General features: G+C 69.0%; 19 protein-coding genes, 1 tRNA gene and 1 pseudogene. 8 read left to right on the forward strand and 13 right to left on the reverse strand.

Features of this window, described 5'->3' with window-relative positions; all coding sequences use genetic code 11:
* Nucleotides 1-28: 28 nt before the first annotated feature.
* The 4 genes from EV653_RS24970 to EV653_RS24985 form a co-directional block, all read right to left on the reverse strand.
* The gene (locus tag EV653_RS24970; RefSeq protein ID WP_134106101.1) at nt 29-709 is read right to left on the reverse strand and encodes a hypothetical protein; all 681 of its coding nucleotides are present in this window, start codon (nt 707-709) and stop codon (nt 29-31) included.
* Nucleotides 706-1,230 (reverse strand): SigE family RNA polymerase sigma factor, encoded by a 525-nt coding sequence (locus EV653_RS24975; protein ID WP_134106102.1) that lies wholly within the window; start codon nt 1,228-1,230, stop codon nt 706-708. The genes EV653_RS24970 and EV653_RS24975 overlap by 4 nt, the downstream gene beginning before the upstream one ends.
* A gap of 24 nt (nt 1,231-1,254) precedes the next feature.
* Complete coding sequence (locus EV653_RS24980; protein ID WP_134106103.1) at nt 1,255-2,592, reverse strand: GGDEF domain-containing protein; 1,338 nt, start codon at nt 2,590-2,592, stop codon at nt 1,255-1,257.
* Nucleotides 2,593-2,739: 147 nt separating this feature from the next.
* Entirely contained in the window at nt 2,740-4,284 is a 1,545-nt protein-coding gene (locus EV653_RS24985) for a helicase HerA-like domain-containing protein (protein WP_134106104.1), read from the reverse strand.
* Between the two features lie 179 nt (nt 4,285-4,463).
* Between EV653_RS24985 and EV653_RS24990 the strand changes: the two genes are divergently transcribed.
* Together EV653_RS24990 and EV653_RS24995 are read left to right on the forward strand one after the other, a co-directional pair.
* Nucleotides 4,464-4,757 (forward strand): type II toxin-antitoxin system VapB family antitoxin, encoded by a 294-nt coding sequence (locus tag EV653_RS24990; RefSeq protein WP_130445815.1) that lies wholly within the window; start codon nt 4,464-4,466, stop codon nt 4,755-4,757.
* 29 nt (nt 4,758-4,786) lie between these two features.
* Complete coding sequence (locus EV653_RS24995; RefSeq protein ID WP_134106105.1) at nt 4,787-5,350, forward strand: LytR C-terminal domain-containing protein; 564 nt, start codon at nt 4,787-4,789, stop codon at nt 5,348-5,350.
* Between the two features lie 2 nt (nt 5,351-5,352).
* Here the strand turns inward: EV653_RS24995 and EV653_RS25000 are convergent, their stop codons facing one another.
* The 5 genes from EV653_RS25000 to EV653_RS25020 form a co-directional block, all read right to left on the reverse strand.
* On the reverse strand, nt 5,353-6,864 hold the full coding sequence (locus tag EV653_RS25000) for a potassium/proton antiporter (protein ID WP_134106106.1): 1,512 nt from the start codon (nt 6,862-6,864) through the stop codon (nt 5,353-5,355).
* Between the two features lie 99 nt (nt 6,865-6,963).
* A tRNA-Ser gene (locus tag EV653_RS25005) sits at nt 6,964-7,054 on the reverse strand.
* A 13-nt stretch (nt 7,055-7,067) separates the two neighbouring features.
* The gene (locus tag EV653_RS25010; RefSeq protein ID WP_134106783.1) at nt 7,068-7,496 is read right to left on the reverse strand and encodes a nucleoside deaminase; all 429 of its coding nucleotides are present in this window, start codon (nt 7,494-7,496) and stop codon (nt 7,068-7,070) included.
* Between the two features lie 31 nt (nt 7,497-7,527).
* Nucleotides 7,528-8,001: a tRNA adenosine deaminase-associated protein gene (locus tag EV653_RS25015; RefSeq protein ID WP_134106107.1), complete on the reverse strand. Its 474-nt coding sequence runs from the start codon at nt 7,999-8,001 to the stop codon at nt 7,528-7,530.
* Between the two features lie 119 nt (nt 8,002-8,120).
* A complete protein-coding gene (locus EV653_RS25020) occupies nt 8,121-8,303 on the reverse strand; it encodes a hypothetical protein (RefSeq protein ID WP_134106108.1) in 183 nt (60 codons plus the stop codon).
* 106 nt (nt 8,304-8,409) lie between these two features.
* Between EV653_RS25020 and upp the strand changes: the two genes are divergently transcribed.
* Complete coding sequence (gene upp, locus EV653_RS25025) at nt 8,410-9,051, forward strand: uracil phosphoribosyltransferase (RefSeq protein WP_134106109.1); 642 nt, start codon at nt 8,410-8,412, stop codon at nt 9,049-9,051.
* 104 nt (nt 9,052-9,155) lie between these two features.
* Here the strand turns inward: upp and EV653_RS25030 are convergent, their stop codons facing one another.
* Together EV653_RS25030 and EV653_RS25035 are read right to left on the reverse strand one after the other, a co-directional pair.
* A complete protein-coding gene (locus EV653_RS25030; protein WP_134106110.1) occupies nt 9,156-10,058 on the reverse strand; it encodes a 1,4-dihydroxy-2-naphthoyl-CoA synthase in 903 nt (300 codons plus the stop codon).
* 14 nt (nt 10,059-10,072) lie between these two features.
* Nucleotides 10,073-11,086 carry a LacI family DNA-binding transcriptional regulator gene (locus EV653_RS25035; RefSeq protein ID WP_134106111.1) on the reverse strand — a complete coding sequence of 338 codons (1,014 nt, stop codon included), beginning with the start codon at nt 11,084-11,086 and terminating at the stop codon, nt 10,073-10,075.
* Between the two features lie 145 nt (nt 11,087-11,231).
* Between EV653_RS25035 and EV653_RS25040 the strand changes: the two genes are divergently transcribed.
* Nucleotides 11,232-13,160 carry a Xaa-Pro dipeptidyl-peptidase gene (locus tag EV653_RS25040; protein ID WP_134106112.1) on the forward strand — a complete coding sequence of 643 codons (1,929 nt, stop codon included), beginning with the start codon at nt 11,232-11,234 and terminating at the stop codon, nt 13,158-13,160.
* Nucleotides 13,161-13,373: 213 nt separating this feature from the next.
* Nucleotides 13,374-14,201: a hypothetical protein gene (locus EV653_RS25045; protein WP_134106113.1), complete on the forward strand. Its 828-nt coding sequence runs from the start codon at nt 13,374-13,376 to the stop codon at nt 14,199-14,201.
* A 94-nt stretch (nt 14,202-14,295) separates the two neighbouring features.
* On the opposite strand, the gene EV653_RS25050 is transcribed toward EV653_RS25045, so the two are convergent.
* Nucleotides 14,296-15,222: a helix-turn-helix domain-containing protein gene (locus EV653_RS25050; RefSeq protein WP_134106114.1), complete on the reverse strand. Its 927-nt coding sequence runs from the start codon at nt 15,220-15,222 to the stop codon at nt 14,296-14,298.
* 127 nt (nt 15,223-15,349) lie between these two features.
* Between EV653_RS25050 and EV653_RS25055 the strand changes: the two genes are divergently transcribed.
* Together EV653_RS25055 and EV653_RS25060 are read left to right on the forward strand one after the other, a co-directional pair.
* A complete protein-coding gene (locus tag EV653_RS25055) occupies nt 15,350-15,679 on the forward strand; it encodes a PadR family transcriptional regulator (protein ID WP_130445805.1) in 330 nt (109 codons plus the stop codon).
* A complete protein-coding gene (locus EV653_RS25060) occupies nt 15,676-16,944 on the forward strand; it encodes an HAAS signaling domain-containing protein (RefSeq protein ID WP_134106115.1) in 1,269 nt (422 codons plus the stop codon). The genes EV653_RS25055 and EV653_RS25060 overlap by 4 nt, the downstream gene beginning before the upstream one ends.
* Here EV653_RS25060 and EV653_RS25065 read toward each other — a convergent pair.
* Nucleotides 16,941-17,690: a GNAT family N-acetyltransferase gene (locus EV653_RS25065; RefSeq protein WP_134106116.1), complete on the reverse strand. Its 750-nt coding sequence runs from the start codon at nt 17,688-17,690 to the stop codon at nt 16,941-16,943. The genes EV653_RS25060 and EV653_RS25065 overlap by 4 nt on opposite strands.
* A gap of 234 nt (nt 17,691-17,924) precedes the next feature.
* Between EV653_RS25065 and EV653_RS42260 the strand changes: the two are divergent.
* Nucleotides 17,925-18,268, forward strand: a pseudogene (locus EV653_RS42260) (hypothetical protein); the annotation flags it as partial.

Raw genomic sequence — 18,268 nt, forward strand, 5'->3', positions numbered from 1 at the left:
AGGACGTGCCCGCCGCGGGAAAGGTTCTTCACCGGCGCAACGGATCGTCCTTGGGATCACCGAGACACCCGACCAGCTTGCCGTCGGCGTCGTACGCGAAGACCGACTGCGCGTCGACCGGGAGCACCGCCGTCGCCGCGACCCAACCCGGGATACCAGCCAGCCGGCGGATCTGCCCGTACCAGGCCTTGCGGCCGGATGTGTAGACGACCGTGGTCGCCGTCTCGCTCCTGAACACCGACGTCACCACGTTGTCGGCGATCTGCAGCCCCGGATCCGCGCCGTCGCCGATGTTGGCGTTCCCGACTGTCTGCCGCCAGCCGAACGGCTCGTACGCCGGCTCACCCGGCCGCCGGCTGATCACCGCCCACTGGGTGCCTTTGGTCTTGAAGGACAGGTACGGCCCGATCTTCACCTCGGCACCGGCGGCGAGCGGGACCACCGCAGGTCGGGTGTTCTGGAAGACGTATCGCGGCGGCGTGACAGACGGGGTCACCGACGAGGGCGTCGCAGCCACCGGAGGACCAACCGCCACCGGATCCTGCGCGACCAGCAGGCCGACTGCTGCGACTCCAGCGACTCCAGCCGATGCCGCGGCGGCCGTGAGCACCCCACGGCGACGCCGCCGGCGCGCTCCGGCGATCACCCGCGCGGGGTCCAGCGCCGGGCTGTCCGTCTGCAGCTCGCGGAGCTCGCTCTCGATGGTCATACCGTCTCTCCCACTCCAGCCAACGCCGGCGCGGCGCGCAGCTTCCGCAAGGCCCGGGCGTTCGAGCTTTTCACCGTGCCGACTGCCACCCCAAGAACGGCAGCGGTGTCCCCCTCGGACAGGTCCTCCACATGCCGGAGTACGACGACCGCACGCTCCCGCCGGGTCAGCAACCGCAGAGCACTGAGCAACGCCAGCCGACGATCGCTGAGCCCGGCCGAATCACTCAGGGCGCCGGCCCAAGGCTCCAGGTCCATGGGATCGCCACTCGGCCGCTCCCGCCAGAGCCGTCGCCGCACCCACGACAGGTGCTGGTTGACCACCGCCTGCCGGACATACGCAAAGGGATCAGCCATCTCGATCCGGTCCCAGCGCAGGTACGCCTTCTCCAACGCCGTTTGCACCAGATCCTCGGCGAGCCCCGCATCCCCGCACAGCATCCGCGCGAAGTGCATCAGCCGAGCGGACCTGGCCAGCACGAAGGCCGTGAAGTCGTCGTCGCGACTCCCCGCAGCACCCATCCGGCGGCCTCCGTCCAGTTGCCCTCAGGCAACAGGACGCCGCGCCGGGGTCAAAGGTTCTGTCGCGTCGTACATCTTGTCCGAGCCGCTCAGCCTGGGCAGCGCGATCGTGTCGGCGGCCAGGCGAACGCGGTTGCGGCCGGCGGCCTTGGCGGCGTACATCGCGCGGTCGGCGCGGAGCAGCAGGTCGTCGACGGTCGCTCCGTCGTTCGGATACACGGCGACGCCGATGCTCACGGTCAGGTGGAACGTGTCCGGATCCAGGTCCGGTGCGTCGAGAACGCCGGCGCACATCGCGGCCAGCGGGCTGGCGGAGACCGCGTTGCGCAGCCGGTCGGCGGTGATGGTCGCCTCGTCGAGCCCGGTGTCCGGGAGCGCGATCACGAACTCCTCGCCGCCGAACCGGCCGATCACGTCCTTCGCCCGGATCGCGCTGCGCAGGATCGTCGCCACCGCGCGCAGGGCCTCGTCGCCGACGAGATGGCCATGCCGGTCGTTGACCTGTTTGAAGTGGTCGATGTCGATCAGCAGGACCGCCATCGGCTCGCGCTGGGCCCGGACGGTCCGCAGCATGTCCTCGGTCCGCCGGCGCCACCAGTCGACCCGGGTCAGGCTGGTCTTCGGATCGGTCTGTGCCTCGGACTCCAGTTGACCGAGGAGCAGGGCGCGCTGCGCGGTCAGCGTGATCGGGATCGCGACGAACGCGAACCACGGGCTGATCAGGCAGGCGGCCGCGAGCAGGCATCCGAGCGTGGCGGCGGTCGCGTCGGTGCCCAAGTCGTCCAGACCGCCGATCACCTCGCGGCGACTGCTGCCCGGGATGATCAGTGAGATCGCCAGCCCGCAGAGCACGGTGTCGGTCGCGACGTACGCCGCCGAAGCGCCGACCATCGAGACGACCAGACCGAAGTCGCCGCCGGTGACGCCGCGGAGCGAGACGAAGACCTCGTGCGCGGCGCCGACCGCGAGCACGTGGACCGCGGTCGAGAAGGCCCATCGGTACGGGATGCATTTGCCGGCCCGGATCCGCCACCAGATCCGGAGCAGCACGGCGACCAGGATCGCCAGCGCCGGATGCAGGATCACGGTCGCGGCGATCATCCAGGCGGGGGCGAGATCCTTGTGCAGCGCGCCGCCGCGCCGCCGCCGGTTCTCCACCCGGCGCGCGCCCTCGACCGAGATCAGGGCGGAGACCGTCAGCGCGAACACCACATCCAGCCCGCGCCAGTCGGGACGGTCCGTGAACGCCTTCACGCCGTACCCGATCGCGGCCAGGTCCACGAGCACCACGACGGCGAACGCCGGGACCGTCAGGGTCCAGAGCGCCCAGGAACGCACCGCTTGCCTACTCTGTGCAACCATCACCTCACACGGTACGACGAGTGAGCGTCAGGTCCCAATCCGTCGCGGCGCGGCTGTGGATGACGACTTGGAAACGATCGACAATCCTTCGGTAATCAGTCGTTTGATCAACAATCAGACGCCGGATTGCCTTGCAAGGAAGGAAAATCAGCGCCTTCGAGCAGAACCGAAGAGCCCGCGGACGATCTCCCGGCCGGCCGACCGGGCGAACTGCTTGAACGCCGACGAGCCGATGACCTGCTCGACCATCGACTTCTCCTGCTTCTGCGCCCGCGGCCGCGACTCCGGCTGCTGCTTGGCCTGCTCCTTGGCCTGCTTCTCGGCCTCGGCCTGCGCCGCGCCGGCCTGCACCTTCGCCGCGAGGATCTCGTACGCCGACTCGCGGTCGATGGCCTGCGAGTACTTCGCGTCGTTCGGCGAGGCCTGCACCGCCGCGGTCTGCTGCTCCGCGGACGCCGGCGCCATCAGCGACTGCGGCGCGCGCAACCGGGTCCACGCGACCGGGGTCGGCGCACCCTTCTCGTTCATCACGGTCACGATCGCCTCGCCGATCCCGAGCTGGGTCAGCACCTCGCCCAGGTCGTACGACGAGGTCGGGAACGTCGATACGGTCGCCTTCAGCGCCTTGGCGTCGTTCGGCGTGTGCGCCCGCAGCTGGTGCTGCACCCGCGAACCGAGCTGCGCCAGTACGTCGTCCGGCACGTCCTTCGGCGTCTGCGTCACGAAGAAGACGCCCACACCCTTCGACCGGATCAGCCGGACGGTCTGCGCGATGGCGTCCAGGAACGCTTTCGACGCGTCGTTGAACAGCAGGTGCGCCTCGTCGAAGAAGAACACCAGCTTCGGCTTGTCCAGGTCACCGACCTCGGGCAGGTCGTGGAACAGGTCGGCGAGCAGCCACATCAGAAACGTGGAGAACAGCGCAGGCCGGTCCTGCAGGTTCGGCAGTTCGAGCAGCGAGATGAGGCCCTTGCCGTCCCGCTGCTGCAGGAGGTCGGCGGTGTCGAACTCCGGTTCGCCGAAGAACGCCTCCGCGCCCTGGTCCGCAAACCCGATCAGCGACCGCAGGATGACGCCCGCGGTGGCCGCGGAGAGCCCGCCGAGTTCCTTCAGGTCGTCCTTGCCCTCGTCGGAGGTGAGGTGCTGGATGACCGAGCGCAGGTCCTTGATGTCGAGCAGCGTCAGCCCGGCCTTGTCGGCGTAGTGGAAGATCAGCCCGAGCGACGACTCCTGTACGTCGTTCAGCCCGAGCACCTTGGAGAGCAGCACCGGCCCGAACGAGGTGATCGTGGCGCGGATCGGGATCCCGGTGCCCTGGCCGCCGAGCGCGTAGAACTCGGTCGGGAACCCGGTCGCGGTCCAGTCCTGGCCGATCGACTTGGTCCGCGCCAGCAGCTTGTCGTTGCCCTCGCCAGGCTGCGAGACACCCGACAGGTCGCCCTTGATGTCGGCCGCGAACACCGCCACACCGGCCGCAGACAGCTGCTCGGCCATCAGTTGGAGAGTCTTCGTCTTACCGGTACCGGTGGCGCCCGCAACCAGGCCGTGCCGGTTCATCATCCCCAGCGGGATCCGGACCGCCGCCTCCGGTTTCGGCTCACCGTCGACCAGCAACGCACCCAGCTCGAGTGCCGGCCCCTCGAACGCGTACCCCTGCTTGACGGTCTCTACGACGTCGCCTGACTCAGCCATGGCCAGCGTGCCTTTCCCCGGTTGCCTGGAATCCCTCGGTACTACCCGGTCGGCATGCTAGTCCTCGCCGTCCTGTTAGGACGCTTGGCGACGCCGAAAGGTTGTATGCGAGCAGCGGACTATTCCGGTGACATTCATGACCTCCACTTGAGACCTTCTACCCCGCTAGACTTCGGGAGGTGATCTTCAAGCGTGTCGGGGAAGACCGGCCGTACCCGGACCATGGGCTGCGGCCGAAGGACTGGTCCTCGCTGCCACCACGGCAGGTGCGGCTGGACGAACTCGTCACGACGAAGGGCACCCTTGACCTGAACGCGCTGCTCGACGAGGACTCGACCTTCTACGGCGACCTGTTCGCGCATGTTGTGGAGTGGAAGGGCGACATGTACCTCGAGGACGGCCTGCACCGCGCCCTCCGTGCCGCGCTGCAGCAGCGTCAGGTCCTGCACGCTCGGGTCTTGGTAGTGGACTGACCCATGTCTGCTCACGGGGGGTTGAGCCGATGACAGCGATCCATCCGCAACCGCGGCCGCATTCGCGCATTCGCTGGCGTACGCCGATCACGATGGTGATCCTGCTGGGCATTCTGGCCGGCGGCGGGTGGTGGGGCTGGAACTCGCTGATCAACAGCAGCGCCGAGCCGACGTGTGTCGAGCAGAAGCTCCCGAACAACCGGCTGGTCCCGAAGCAGGTCGTGCTGAACGTGTACAACGGCGGCGCCCGGGCAGGCTCCGCGCAGCGGGTCGCCGACGCGCTGAAGCAGCGCGGGTTCAACATCGGCAAGATCTCCAACGAGCCCAAGGGCAACAAGGTCGACGTGGCCGAGCTCCGCGGCGTCGCGGCGAACTCGCCCGAGCTGGCGCTGGTCGCCGGTCAGCTCAACCAGAAGGCCGTGCTGGTCGCCGACGGCCGCACCGACCACACCGTCGACCTGGTCATCGGCGCCGGCTTCGGCTCGGTCCGCCTCAAGGGCATCCCGTCGGTCCAGGTGCCCGCCGGCACCACCGTCTGCCTCCCGGTCATCCACACCCCGCAGCCCGTCCCCTCCGGCCAGAACCCGAACTGACCTCAGTGCTGTTCGCGGCCGCGTTCGCCGAACCAGCCGGCCAGGCGGCCGGCCCGGGACACGGCTCGTAGGCGGCGGACGGCCTGTTCGCGGACGGCGCTCGGGGCAACGACCAGCATCGAGTCGGCGGCGCGGAGGACCGTCCGGCGGTCCGGCACGAAGGTATGTTCGCCGCGGATGACGAGCGAGACCGAGACGCCCGGCGGCAACCGCAGTTCGCCGATCTCGACGCCGGCCAGCCGCGACTCGCTCGGGACGTAGACCTGGAGCATGTCCGCGCCGAGCGACTCCAGCGGAGCCACGTCGATGTCGACCTCGTGGGCCGCGTTCTCGTCGAGCACCTTGAGACGGGCCGCCAGCCACGGCAGCGACGGCCCTTGCAGCAGCGTGAACAGCAGGACCAGCACGAAGACCACGTCGAAGATTCGGTCCGCCTGCGGCACTCCCTCGGCGAGCGGGATCGTCGCCAGGACGATCGGCACCGCGCCCCGCAGCCCCGCCCACGAGATGAACGTCCACTCCCGCCACGGCAGCCGGAACGGGGCCGCGGAGATCGCCACCGACGGGAACCGCCCAACCACCGTCACCGCGATCCCGATCACCAGCGCGAGAAGTACGTCGTTCAGCCGGAACCGTCCGGGTGACGCCAGCAGCCCGAGCATCACGAACAGCCCGATCTGCGCGAGCCAGGCGATTCCGTCCACGAACGACCGGGTCGCCATCCGATGCGGCAATTCCGCCCGCCCGAGCACCAGCGAGGTCACGTAAACGGCCGCGAATCCGGATACGTGCAGCAGGACGGAGCCCCCGGCGTACGAGATGAAGGCGACCGACATCACCGCGAGTGGGTAGAGCCCCGCGGAGCCGAGCGCCATCCGGCGGATCAGGCCGACGCTGACCCACCCGATCAGCAGACCGAACAAGGCGCCGACGACGAGCTCGTACAGCACCAGGCCGGTGAACGACAGCACGCCCTTCTCGCCGACCTCGCCCGTGCTCACCAGGGTGACCAGCAGGACGGTCGGTGCGTCGTTCAGACCGGACTCTGCCTCCAGCGCCCCACGCAGCCGGGGCCGGATCGGCACCCGTCTGAGCACCGAGAACACGGCCGCCGCGTCCGTGGGAGACGTCACGGCACCGAGCAGCACCGACAGCTGCCAGCTGAGTCCGAGGACGAAATGCGCTACACAGGCGACCACAGCGACGCTGATCGCGACCCCGACCGTCGCGAGGACCAGCCCGAGCGGCATCACGGGGCGTACTTCGTTCCACCGGGTGGTCAGACCGCCCTCGATCAGGATCACGACCAGTGCCGCGAACCCCAGCGCATGCGCCAGCTGCGCGTCCTCGAAATGGATGTGCCCCGGCCCCGACTCGCCGAGCACCAGACCCATCCCGAGGTAGATGAGCAGCGACGGGAGCCCGAGCCGCGCGGTCAGCCGGACGGCGACGACCGCGACCAGCAGGATCACAGCCCCCGCCAGCAGGATCCGGTCGAGCTCCGATACATCCATTGGGGCCCTCCCGTCGAACGTCAGGTCCCGAGAGACGAAAACCCTGACGCATCACACAGCATCAGGGTCTTCGGCCTATCTTCCGCCCCGGAGGGCGGTTGGCGGTGGCGGAGGGATTTGAACCCTCGGACGGGGGTTGCCCGTCACGCGCTTTCGAGGCGCGCTCCTTCGGCCGCTCGGACACGCCACCGCCGAGGACAATATCAAGGCCGGTGACGAATGAAGAAATCGCGCAGCCGCGCGCCCGCCTCGTCGGCCATCACACCGCCGATCACCTCGGGCCGATGGTTGAGCCGGCGATCCCGAACGACGTCCCACAGCGATCCCACCGCGCCCGCCTTCTCGTCGTACGCCGCGAAGACCAGCCGGTCGAGCCGGGCCAGCACGATCGCCCCGGCGCACATCGTGCACGGCTCCAGCGTGACGACGAGCGTGCACCCGCTGAGCCGCCACTCGCCGACGTGCCGCGCCGCCTCCCGGATCGCGAGTACTTCGGCATGTGCGGTCGGGTCACCCGTCGTCTCGCGCTCGTTGTGCCCGCGCCCGATCACCTGGCCGTCGGCATCCACCACAACGGCCCCGATCGGTACGTCGGGAAGCGCCTTCTCGCCCTCTTCCAGCGCGAGCGTCATCAACCGCGACCACTCGCGCCGCAGCAGTGGGCTAGCCAACAGCTTCGATCGCGTCGTGGAACTGGTTGCCGAACCCAAGCGCCTCCGCGATCTCCTCGAGCATCTCCTCGGGGTAGAGGTCGACGTCGTCGCAGAGCGCACCGAGGTCCATCGCGGTCATCCCCAGGTCCGCGATGATCGCGAGATCGCCGGCCGGGACCTGTTCGTCGTCGTCATCGGCCAGCGGGATGTCCAGCTCGTCGACGACCTGCCGGGCGATCGGCCACTCGGTGGCGGCGGTCACGTCGGAGATCAGCAGCCGGGCCCGGCCACCGGCGACGCGGACCAGCACGAAGAAGTCCTCGTCGACCGACACCATGCCCAGTACACCGCCCTCACCAGGAAACCGGCGCAGCGCCGACACCAGCGTGGACAGGTCCGGTTCACCACGGAGCACCAGCGGGGTGACGGTCCAGTTCCCGTCCTCGGTGTAAGCGGCGACCGCGAAATCGAGGTCAGTGGTCATCGGCCCAGCTATGGCATCGGACACCGGGTCATCGTCCCAGACTCCGCCTCTCCATGCGATCTCGGAGCGATATCAGATCCACCAACACCGGTCAACAGTCGGAGGTCCGGCGACTCCTCCTAGTGATGGTAGGTAGCTCTCCGCATCGCCTCGCGTAACTGCCGGACCCGCGCCCGCCGGGGTGCGATCCGGTCGCGGAGTGCCTTCGCCTCCTCCAGCTCGCGCAGGAACTCGGCCCGCCGGCGCAGCCGGTCGAGGTCACGGCGGGGTACCACCAGGCGCGGTTTGGGCTCGAGGGTCATCGGCGTACTCCCTGGTGGGCGAAGCAGGGCAGATTCCGGTGCACTTTCGAGTGTGACAGCGAGCGAGGTTTCCCGACGCGAATCGCCGACGGTAGCGTTCCGGCTTATGCAGATCCTCGTCGTGGACCACCCGCTCGTCGCCCACAAGCTCACCGCGCTGCGCGACGAGCACACGGACTCACCCACGTTCCGCCGGCTGACCGAGGAGCTCGTCACGCTGCTCGCCTACGAGGCGACCCGGGACGTCCGCACCGGTCCGGTCACTGTCCAGACCCCCGTCGCCGAGGCGGAGGGCGTCAAGCTGGCCGCACCGAAGCCGCTCGTGGTGCCGATCCTGCGGGCCGGGCTGGGCATGCTCGAGGGCATGACCCGGCTGCTTCCGACCGCGGAGGTCGGATTCCTGGGGATGGTCCGCAACGAGCAGACCCTGACGGCCTCGACGTACGCCGAGCGCCTGCCGGAGGACCTGTCCGGGCGCCAGTGCTACGTCCTCGACCCGATGCTGGCGACCGGCGGCACGCTCGCGGCAGCGATCCAGTTCCTCGTCGACCGCGGCGCCGACCACATCACCGCGATCTGCCTGCTCGCCGCCCCCGAAGGCGTGGAGCGCGTCGAACGCGAACTCACCCACCTCGACGTACCGTGCAACCTCGTCATCGCCGGCATGGACTCCCACCTCAACGACAAGGGCTACATCGTCCCAGGCCTGGGCGACGCCGGCGACCGCCTGTACGGCGTGGCGCAGTAGAAGCAAACCAAACAAGCACGCACCCGGACGGTTGCCCTTAGCAACCAGAGCGAACTGGTCGACCCGAGGTCCGGCAAGGGCGTCACAGCCGATGCCGCAGGCAACTAGAAGGCGTACGGGTACGGCGACCAGTCCGGGTCGCGTTTCTCGAGGAACGCGTCACGGCCCTCGGCGGCCTCGTCGGTGCCGTAAGCGAGGCGGGTGGCCTCGCCCGCGAACAGTTGCTGGCCGACCAGTCCGTCGTCGATCAGGTTGAACGCGTACTTCAGCATCCGCTGCGCGGTCGGCGATTTCGCGCAGATCTTCTTGCCCCACTCGAGGGCGACCGCCTCGAGCTCGGCGTGCGGCACGACCTTGTTCACCATGCCCATCCGGTACGCGTCCTCGGCGGAGTACTCGTCGCCGAGGAAGAAGATCTCCCGCGCGAACTTCTGCCCGACCTGACGGGCCAGGTACGCCGATCCGAACCCGCCGTCGAACGACGCCACGTCCGCATCGGTCTGCTTGAACCGCGCATGCTCGGCCGAGGCCAGCGTCAGGTCCGCGACCACGTGCAAGCTGTGTCCACCACCCGCGGCCCACCCGGGAACGACACAGATGACGACCTTCGACATGAAGCGGATCAGCCGTTGTACTTCGAGGATGTGCAGCCGCCCCGCGCGGGCCGGCTCGATCGAATCCGCCGTCGTGCCCTCGGCGTACTTGTAACCGTCCTTACCGCGGATCCGCTGATCGCCGCCTGAGCAGAACGCCCATCCGCCGTCCTTCGGCGAGGGACCGTTGCCGGTGAGCAGCACGCACCCGACGTCGGTCGACATCCGCGCATGATCGAGCACGCGGTACAGCTCGTCGACGGTCTGCGGCCGGAACGCGTTGCGTACTTCGGGCCGGTTGAACGCGATCCGCACCACGCCGGCGTCAACTGCCCGGTGATAGGTGATGTCGGTCAGCTCGAAGCCGTCCACCTGCTTCCAGGCCGACGGGTCGAAGATCTCGGAGACAGTCACCCCGCGAGCATATTTCAGGCCTTCGCGGTGCTCTCCCGCAGTACTACCTCGGCCTTGAACGTCTCCGTCGTCACGTCGCCGCCCTCGATCGCGAGTTCGAGCGCACGCCGGCCCATCTGCTCCAGCGGCAGCCGCACGGTCGTCAATCCGGGCCACACGTCGCGCAGCGTCGCGATGTCGTCGAAACCTGCGACCCCGAGCTTGCCCGGTACATCGACCCCACGCGTCCGCAAGGCGGACATCGCACCGACTGCCATCACGTCGTTCACCGCGAACATGCAGTCCACATCGGCATGCCGATCAAGCAGCCCCTCGGCAGCGGCGTACCCACCGTCGCGGGTGAAATCACCGGTCTCGATCGCTACGGGCTGCAACCCCGCCTCGGCCAGACCGTCGACGAACCCGGCCCGCCGATCGCGTGCCGTGGCAAGTGTCTCCGGACCGCCCAGTACGGCGAACTTCCGCCACCCGAGCGCGACCAGCTCGCGAGCCAGATCGGCCGACCCGGTGCGGTTGTCCGGCTCGACCGTGTGCGCCGGCATCCCGGACTGACTGACGAGCGCGAGACCCGCGCCGGAGTTGAGGAAACTCTCCACCTCGGACGCCGTCCGGGAGAGGCTGTCGGCATCGGTCCGACGGCTACCGATCATCACCGCGGCGCGGGCCCGCTGCGCCCGCAACGACGACAGGTAAGCGATCTCGCGGTCGGAGTCCCGGAACGTGCTGGCCATCATCACCAGCAGGTTGCGTTCGTCCGCGGCGCGCATCACGCCGTTCGCGATCGCGGCGAAGTACGGGTCCTCGATGTCGTGCACCAGGATGCCGACCAGGTTCGTCGACGACTTGGCCAGGGCCTGTGCCTGTGCGTTCGGCGTGTAGCCGAGCTCGTCGGCGGCTGCCTTGACCCGCTCCTGCAGTTCCGGACGGGGTACCCGGTCCCCGCCGTTCAGCACACGGGAGGCGGTCGCGACCGACACACCCGCACGCTGTGCAACGTCCAGCAATGTCACCGGTGCTCGCAGATTCACTGGCCTACCCTTTCGTGCGTCCCCCCCGGGGGCGGTGGCGGTCACCCTATCGAATCGCCCGTTCTCACGCTGAGTATCGGGCAGATCGCTGCCAATCCCGGCAGAACCTGGCGTTGCGGCGCGCGAGTGACTAGCCTTCCCAGCCATGACGACCGTCCGCGCCAGGATGACGATCCTGGTCTCGTCCGCCGTGCTCAGCCTCGGGACCGTCACCGGCCCCGCCGTGGCTGCTCCGATCCCGGACGGGCCCGCTGCCGCCCCGGCAGCATCCAGTGTGCCGCAGCACGTCGACGCGCGCACCAAGAGCACGCAGCCGGTCTACGACTACGCCAACGCGATCCGCGAATCGGTGTACGTCGACACCACGATGGACACCGATTCCGACGGCAAGGACGACGTGATCGCGGTCGACATCGTCCGTCCCAGCGAGCCCGTCCTCACCGGTGTGAAGATCCCGGTGATCATGGACGCCTCGCCTTACTACTCCTGCTGCGGACGCGGCAACGAGAACGAGAAGAAGACGTACGACAGCGACGGCACGATTCAGAAGATGCCGCTCTTCTACGACAACTACTTCGTCCCGCGCGGGTACGCGATGGTCGGCGTCGACATCCTGGGCACCGGACGGTCGACCGGCTGCGGTGACGTCGGCGGCCCCGACGAGATCCGGTCCGTGGTGGACGTGATCGACTGGCTGAACGGACGCAACACCGCGCACACTGCCGACGGGCAAGCGGTGAAGGCGACCTGGACCACCGGCGCGGTCGGGATGATCGGCAAGTCGTACGACGGAACGCTCGCGAACGGCGTCGCGGCGACCGGCGTGAAGGGCCTGAAGACGATCGTGCCGATCTCGGCGATCTCCTCGTGGTACGACTACACCCGCTCCGGCGGTGTTCCGTACTCGGACGACTACATGCCCTGGCTCGGCGGGTACGTCGGCCACGACAGCCCCGCGTGTGACGACGTACGCGGTGACCTCGGTGACAACGACGACGATGACACCGGCAACTACACGACGTTCTGGTCCGAGCGCGACTACACGAAGAACGCGTCGAAGGTGAAGGCATCGGTCTTCATGACGCACGGGCTCAGCGACTACAACGTGCAGACCAACCACTTCTCGCAGTGGTGGTCGGCGCTGTCGCGCAACAACGTGCCGCGCAAGCTGTGGCTCGGGCTCGAGGACCACGTCGACCCGTTCGAGTTCCGCCGCGACGAGTGGGTGGACGAGCTGCACGAGTGGTTCGACTACTGGCTGCAGGGCCTGCAGAACGGCGTGATGAAACAGCCGGCCGTCTCGATCGAGACCTCACCCGATGTCTGGCGCAACTACACGACCTGGCCGGCCGTGAACCGGCCGACGTCGGTGCCGCTGTCGGCCGGCAAACTCGGTGCCGCCGGCAAGGGTTCGGTGATGATCACCGACGATCCCGATCTGACCGAGGACGACATCGTCGCGGATCCGACCGAGGTGATCGCGGGCCGGCAGATGTTCCTGTCCGCACCGCTGACCGCCCCGATGCGGATCAGCGGTACTCCGTCGGTCACGCTCCGGGTGAAGTCCGACTCCGCGACGACCCCGATCACCGCCCGCCTGATCGAGTACGGCGACGCCGAGCGGTACTCCGGGATCCGTACCACTGACAACAGCACCTGCGAGGGTTCGAGCACCGACTTCGACGACAGCTGCTACTTCACCGTCGACAAGCTCACCACCCAGAGCGATCACGGCATCGTCAGCCGCGGCTGGATCGACGCCGCCCACAGCAAGTCACTCTCGAACCCGACGCCGCTCACGCCCGGCACGTGGACGACGGTCAACGTCCCGCTCCGCGCCCAGGACCAGGTCATCCCCAAGGGCCGCGTCCTCGGCCTGGCCGTCACGCTCTCCGACACCGAGTGGACCACCCCGAACGACACCGGCGCCACCATCGACATCGACCTGACCACCAGCAAACTCAACGTCCCGCTGACCTCAGGCAAGATCACCGCCCCCACCCAGCTCCACCCCATCGACGTCGACATCACCACCCCCACCCAACGCCCCAACCTCCACGACCCGAAGAACTAACCCTCCCCCGACCCAGGCCCGCCGACCGGCCCTGCCTCTTGGCCGAGTCGTGAAAATCGGCTGTGAAAATTGGCCTCGATCCACGACTCGCAGTGTGGGGTAGCAGCCAATCGCCACGACTCGGCGGGCTGTGGACAACGGACGTCACCCGGTCGGGGAAATCTGGACAATGGCCGGGTGGTGTTCACGGCAGCGGAGGCTCGAGTCGCGGGAATGTCTCGGGGTGTGCTGCGCGGAGTGCACTACCGGCGGGTGCTGGGGTCGGTGTACGTCGACGCGCACGTCGCGGTGACGCCCCGGGTGCAGGCCGAGGCCGCGTTGTTGCTGACGCCCGGCGCAGTCGTGAGCCACCAGACCGCATTGAGTCTGTGGACCGCCGACGATCGCGCCGGTGACGTCGTACATGTGACTGTCGAGCGCGATCCGCGGGTGAGTCTTCCGCGGGTCAGCGGCCTGCGCGTTCACGAAGTACGGAGCCTCGAGCGGGTACTGCGGGATGGACTGCCGATGACACCGCCCGAGCGAACGTTCCTCGACCTGGCGCCGTACTGCGATCTCGTCGAGCTGGTCTCAGCGGGAGACGCCCTTGTACGGCGGACCGATCTCAGGCCGGGGCACCTGGTCGAGTTGGCGGCCACGACGATCGGCGTTCGGGGCGTCCGGCTCGCTCGCGAAGCGGCTGCGCTCGTCCGGCCGGGCGTTGACTCGCCGATGGAATCCCGGCTGCGGCTCATCATCGTTCTCAACGGACTCCCCGAGCCGCGGATCGGTCACGTCGTCACTGATTCCGGGGGCGGCTGGCTGGCGCAGCCGGACCTGAGTTACCCGGAGGTCCAGTTCGCGATCGAGTACGACGGTGGGCACCACCTGGGTGATGCCCGTCAATGGCGGCAGGACATCCGCCGGCGGGAGAACCTCGAACGCGAAGGCTGGCTGGTCCGCGTGATCACGGCGTACGACCTTCTGCAGACCCCCGGCACTGTCATCGCCCGCATCGCCGAGGACCTCCACACCCGCCGCCACCCCCGACTCGCCGCCTGATCGCTCCGCCGAGTCGTGGAGTTTGGCTTCTGACCCAGTTGCCGAGTCGTGAGAATCGGCTGACGATTCCAGCCAAATCCCGCGACTCGCAGGATTAGTTGCCTTCGGCTACGAATTGCATGGGGTCGCCGAAGCCGAGGTCCTGGATGCCGGCCGTGTAGAACGCGCCGATCAGGAGGGAGCGGCGGTGGGCTGCGAAGGTCAGCACGTGGGCGACCATGCCGCCGTAGGTGAAGACGCGTGGTGGTTCGCAGGTGGTGTCGACGAAGCTCTCGTCGAAGCGGCCGTCCTCGTTCAGCTGGTTGACCAAGGCAACGAAACGCGAGCCGGCTTCGGCGTGCCGGACGCGGAGTTCGGAGATCGGGGTGGTGACGTCGCGACCGCATTCGGGGACCTGGAACGGGCGGTCCTCGACGGACGCGAGCCACATCTCCTCCTGCCAGACCAGGCGGTCCAGCAGGTACCGGATCGAGATGTCGTCGTCGATACCTTCGACGGACAGCTCGATCGGGCGGTCCAGTACGGCGGCGTCCAGGCGGGCGCCGCGTTCGATCATCTCGCCGGTCAACCAGACGTGATGCTCGACCATTCTGACCAGTACGTCCATCCCTCTCACCTTTCTACGGGCCGGCAGCCGTAGGCCGGCCGGCGGCTGGAAATGCACTCCACTCGGCGCCGTCAGGAAGAACACCCGCGACGCTTCCCGTCGCCAGTCCCGCGGCGACATCCCATAAGCCCTGGCGAACGCCCGGGTGAACGCCTCGTGCGATCCGTACCCGGCCTCGACCGCAACCTCGAGTACCGCGACCGGCTCGGTCAGCAGCCGGTACGCCGCCCGCTCCAGCAGCACGCGCCGCCGGAACGCGAACGGCGACTCGCCGGCCACCGCACCGATCACCCGGTCGAAGTGGAACCGGGACAGATGCACGCGCTCCGCGAGCCCGATGCCGTGCACCGACTCGCACGGCTCGGCCATCCCGGAAGCCACCACCGCCACGAACTCCTCGAACACATCCGCCATGCCCACCACTGTGCCCCCATCCACCGCCGCCGACTTGATCGAAATTGCGGAACCATCAGACTGGTTACCGCAGTACTCCGCAGTGTGTAGTACTGTTCTGCGCGGAACACCTGCTGGAGGAGACCTGATGGATACGAGCCAGCTACTCAAGGGCGTCCTGGACCTCGCGGTGCTTGCCGTGCTGCGCGACGCCGACGGCTACGGGTACGACGTCCTGCGCCGCCTGCGCGCGGCCGGACTGGAGGACGTTGCGGACGCGTCCGTCTACGGGACGCTGCGCAGGCTGTTCGCGGCCGGCGCGCTGACGTCGTACGTGCAGCCGAGCGAGGAAGGCCCGCACCGCAAGTACTACGGGCTGAACAAGACCGGCCGGGACCTGCTGGCGCAGTCCACCAAGACCTGGAACCACTTCGCCGACACGATGTCGGTGCTGCTGCTGGAGAAGGAGGCCGCGTGAACAGCACCCTGACCGGAGCGGTCGCGCTCTACCTGGCCCAGGTGCGGGCTCAGCTCAACGATCTGCCGCCCGGCGAGCTGGAGGACGTGCTCCAGGACGTCAGCGGTCACCTGACCGAGGTGGCGGCGGAGTTCGGCGCGGAGCCGACGCTCGCGGACCTGCAGCAGCGCCTCGGCACGCCGGCGCAGTACGCCGATGAGCTGCGGACCGCGGCCGGTTATCCCCCGCGGTCCGCGCCGGTCAGCCAGGACGATCTGGACGCCGGCTGGAAGGCCCTGCGCTGGGGGCTGATCTCCGCGATCGCCGGACCTTTCTTCGTTGCCGTCAGCATCTTCGCGTGGTCGCGGGACGAGACCCCGTTCTTCGGGCTGCTCGGGCTCGGGATCCTGTTCGTCGCGGCGTTCCTCGGCGTCCAGGCCTTGCGCGGCCACGACCCGCGGATCGTGCTGGACACCCCACACGGGGCGCGCGGCGCCGCCGCCATCCGCGGGTGGATCGACCAGATCCCGCCGAATATCCGGCACGAACTCGTCACGATCGGCCAGCCGGTCTGGTGGGTGGTCCGCGGCGTGATCGGTGCCGGCGGTTTCTTCGCGCTGTTCGGCGCCGCGTCGGTGACGGTCGTCGGGGCGATCGCCGGCGCGGCGGTGTCGATCTGGATCGGGCGGAAGACACAGCAGGACCGGCGCTGGCTGTGGTACGTCGTCCCGCTCAACGTCGTCGCGGCGATCGTGGTGCCGTCGTTCCTGGCGGCGGCGTACGTCGGTGCCTCGTTCGGGTTCCTCAACAACTACAACGACTACCGGGGCAGCTCCTCGCACTACAACCCGCCGTCGAACGGGCTGATGCTGAACGGGAACTCGGTCACGAACATCTACCCGTTCGATGCCCAGGGCAAGCAAGTCTCGGTCCGGCTGTACGACCAGGACGGGAATCCGATCAGCCTGGAGCAGCAGGACTGCGCGACGAACTACGGCACGCAGTCCCGCGACACGACCAGCAACCTGTTCCCACAGGCCGTCGTCGTTCCGGACGAGAACGGCGACACCGGTCCGGACAACTGCGAGGACACCACCAGGGCGCCGTTCGTCCCGCCGCCGGCACCGGCCACCCGCACGACTCCGCCGCCGACCGCAGGCCCGACGCCGACCCCGACCCCGACTCCGACCCCGACTCCGACCCCGACCGCCGCGCCGACAAAGACGCCGATCGTGAAGCCAAGCAAGCCCGCCGGCCCCACCCTCACGGTGCAGCCGACGCGCTAGCGCATCCCGGCAGCGGCGACTCGGCGGTACGTGTAGCCGAGTCGCCGATAGACGGCGATCGCGGCCGCGTTGTCGCCGTCCACCATCAACGCGACCCGCCCGTGCCGCTTGACCAGCTCAGCCGTCACGAACCCGCACACCTGTCGCGACAACCCCTTGCCCCGAGCAACGGGATGCGTCGCGACCCCGGCCAGGAACCCGACCCCCGGCGCACTCCACGCATCGGCCGCGATGCTCAGCAGCTCACCACGATCCCCGGTCAGGGCAGCCCACCGCCGTACGCCGGAACGCCCGGGCCACGCGTACGACTTGGGCGACGCTTCGGTCAGGAGCTCTTCGACACCGGCATCCCCGTCCAGCCAGGCGGCCGTCGTGGTCAGGTCCGGTATCTCGGACGCGTCCATCCACCCGAACGATGCCGAGAACGTCAACCCCGGCACACGTTCCGCCAGGTCGCGCACGAGCGCCTCGTCCCCGAACGGACGGTACGACGGGCCGACCTCACGCAGTACGTCGCGCACCAGCGGCGCCGCATCCTCCACCTGCCCGACCACCGCGAGCCGATCATGCTTGGACACGTCAGGCGAGGCAACCGCCACCGCGTCGCCCTGGCGCCACGCCCGGACCACGCCTCGAGACCGGCGTCCAGGATCGGCCCCAGCAGCAAGCCCCTGCGCCGCCCACTTGACGATCGGGTCACCCCCGCTCACCAGCGACAGCTCAGCCGGTGTCCTGATCTCCTGCACATACCAAACCGTATGTCATGCCCTTGACGCGTAAGCGACCGCCCAAACCCACCACCGCCCGGCGGCCCATCCCTCGCCCGCGTGCTGAGCACCGCCGGGTTGGGGAGGATTATCTACCGATTCGGGTAGAAAATCCTCCCCAACCGAGACGAGGCCCGGCAGGCGCGGCGCGGACGCGGGGTGCGGCGCGGGACGCCGGGACGGGGCGGGACGCCGGGACGGGGCGGGACGCCGGTGCAGCGCGGGACGCGAGTACGGCGCCACAGCACGGGAGACGGGTCCGGCGCGGGACGCCGGGACGGGGCGGGACGCCGGTGCAGCGCGGGACGCGAGTACGGCGCCGCAGCACGGGAGACGGGTCCGGCGCAGGACGCCGGGACGGGGCGGGGCGCCGGGACGGGGCGGGACGCCGGTGCAGCGCGGGACGCGAGTGCGGCGCCGCAGCACGGCGCCGCAGCACGGGAGACGGGTCCGGCGCGGGGCGCCGGGACGGGGCGGGGCGCCGGGACGGGGCGGGACGCCGGTGCAGCGCGGGACGCGAGTGCGGCGCCGCAGCACGGCGCCGCAGCACGGGAGAC

The sequence above is a fragment of the Kribbella pratensis genome (assembly GCF_004365355.1).
In the GTDB taxonomy this organism is placed as follows: domain Bacteria; phylum Actinomycetota; class Actinomycetes; order Propionibacteriales; family Kribbellaceae; genus Kribbella.

Excerpts from the sequence above, each read along its gene's own strand:
- EV653_RS25040 (WP_134106112.1), top strand. The coding sequence starts at position 11,232 with ATGACGACCGTCCGCGCCAGGATGACGATCCTGGTCTCGTCCGCCGTG.
- EV653_RS24980 (WP_134106103.1), bottom strand. The coding sequence starts at position 2,592 with ATGGTTGCACAGAGTAGGCAAGCGGTGCGTTCCTGGGCGCTCTGGACC.
- upp (WP_134106109.1), top strand. The coding sequence starts at position 8,410 with ATGCAGATCCTCGTCGTGGACCACCCGCTCGTCGCCCACAAGCTCACC.
- EV653_RS24985 (WP_134106104.1), bottom strand. The coding sequence starts at position 4,284 with ATGGCTGAGTCAGGCGACGTCGTAGAGACCGTCAAGCAGGGGTACGCG.
- EV653_RS24995 (WP_134106105.1), top strand. The coding sequence starts at position 4,787 with ATGACAGCGATCCATCCGCAACCGCGGCCGCATTCGCGCATTCGCTGG.
- EV653_RS25045 (WP_134106113.1), top strand. The coding sequence starts at position 13,374 with ATGTCTCGGGGTGTGCTGCGCGGAGTGCACTACCGGCGGGTGCTGGGG.
- EV653_RS25010 (WP_134106783.1), bottom strand. The coding sequence starts at position 7,496 with ATGACGCTCGCGCTGGAAGAGGGCGAGAAGGCGCTTCCCGACGTACCG.
- EV653_RS25000 (WP_134106106.1), bottom strand. The coding sequence starts at position 6,864 with ATGGATGTATCGGAGCTCGACCGGATCCTGCTGGCGGGGGCTGTGATC.
- EV653_RS24970 (WP_134106101.1), bottom strand. The coding sequence starts at position 709 with ATGACCATCGAGAGCGAGCTCCGCGAGCTGCAGACGGACAGCCCGGCG.
- EV653_RS24975 (WP_134106102.1), bottom strand. The coding sequence starts at position 1,230 with ATGGGTGCTGCGGGGAGTCGCGACGACGACTTCACGGCCTTCGTGCTG.
- EV653_RS25015 (WP_134106107.1), bottom strand. The coding sequence starts at position 8,001 with ATGACCACTGACCTCGATTTCGCGGTCGCCGCTTACACCGAGGACGGG.
- EV653_RS25050 (WP_134106114.1), bottom strand. The coding sequence starts at position 15,222 with ATGGCGGATGTGTTCGAGGAGTTCGTGGCGGTGGTGGCTTCCGGGATG.
- EV653_RS25055 (WP_130445805.1), top strand. The coding sequence starts at position 15,350 with ATGGATACGAGCCAGCTACTCAAGGGCGTCCTGGACCTCGCGGTGCTT.
- EV653_RS25020 (WP_134106108.1), bottom strand. The coding sequence starts at position 8,303 with ATGACCCTCGAGCCCAAACCGCGCCTGGTGGTACCCCGCCGTGACCTC.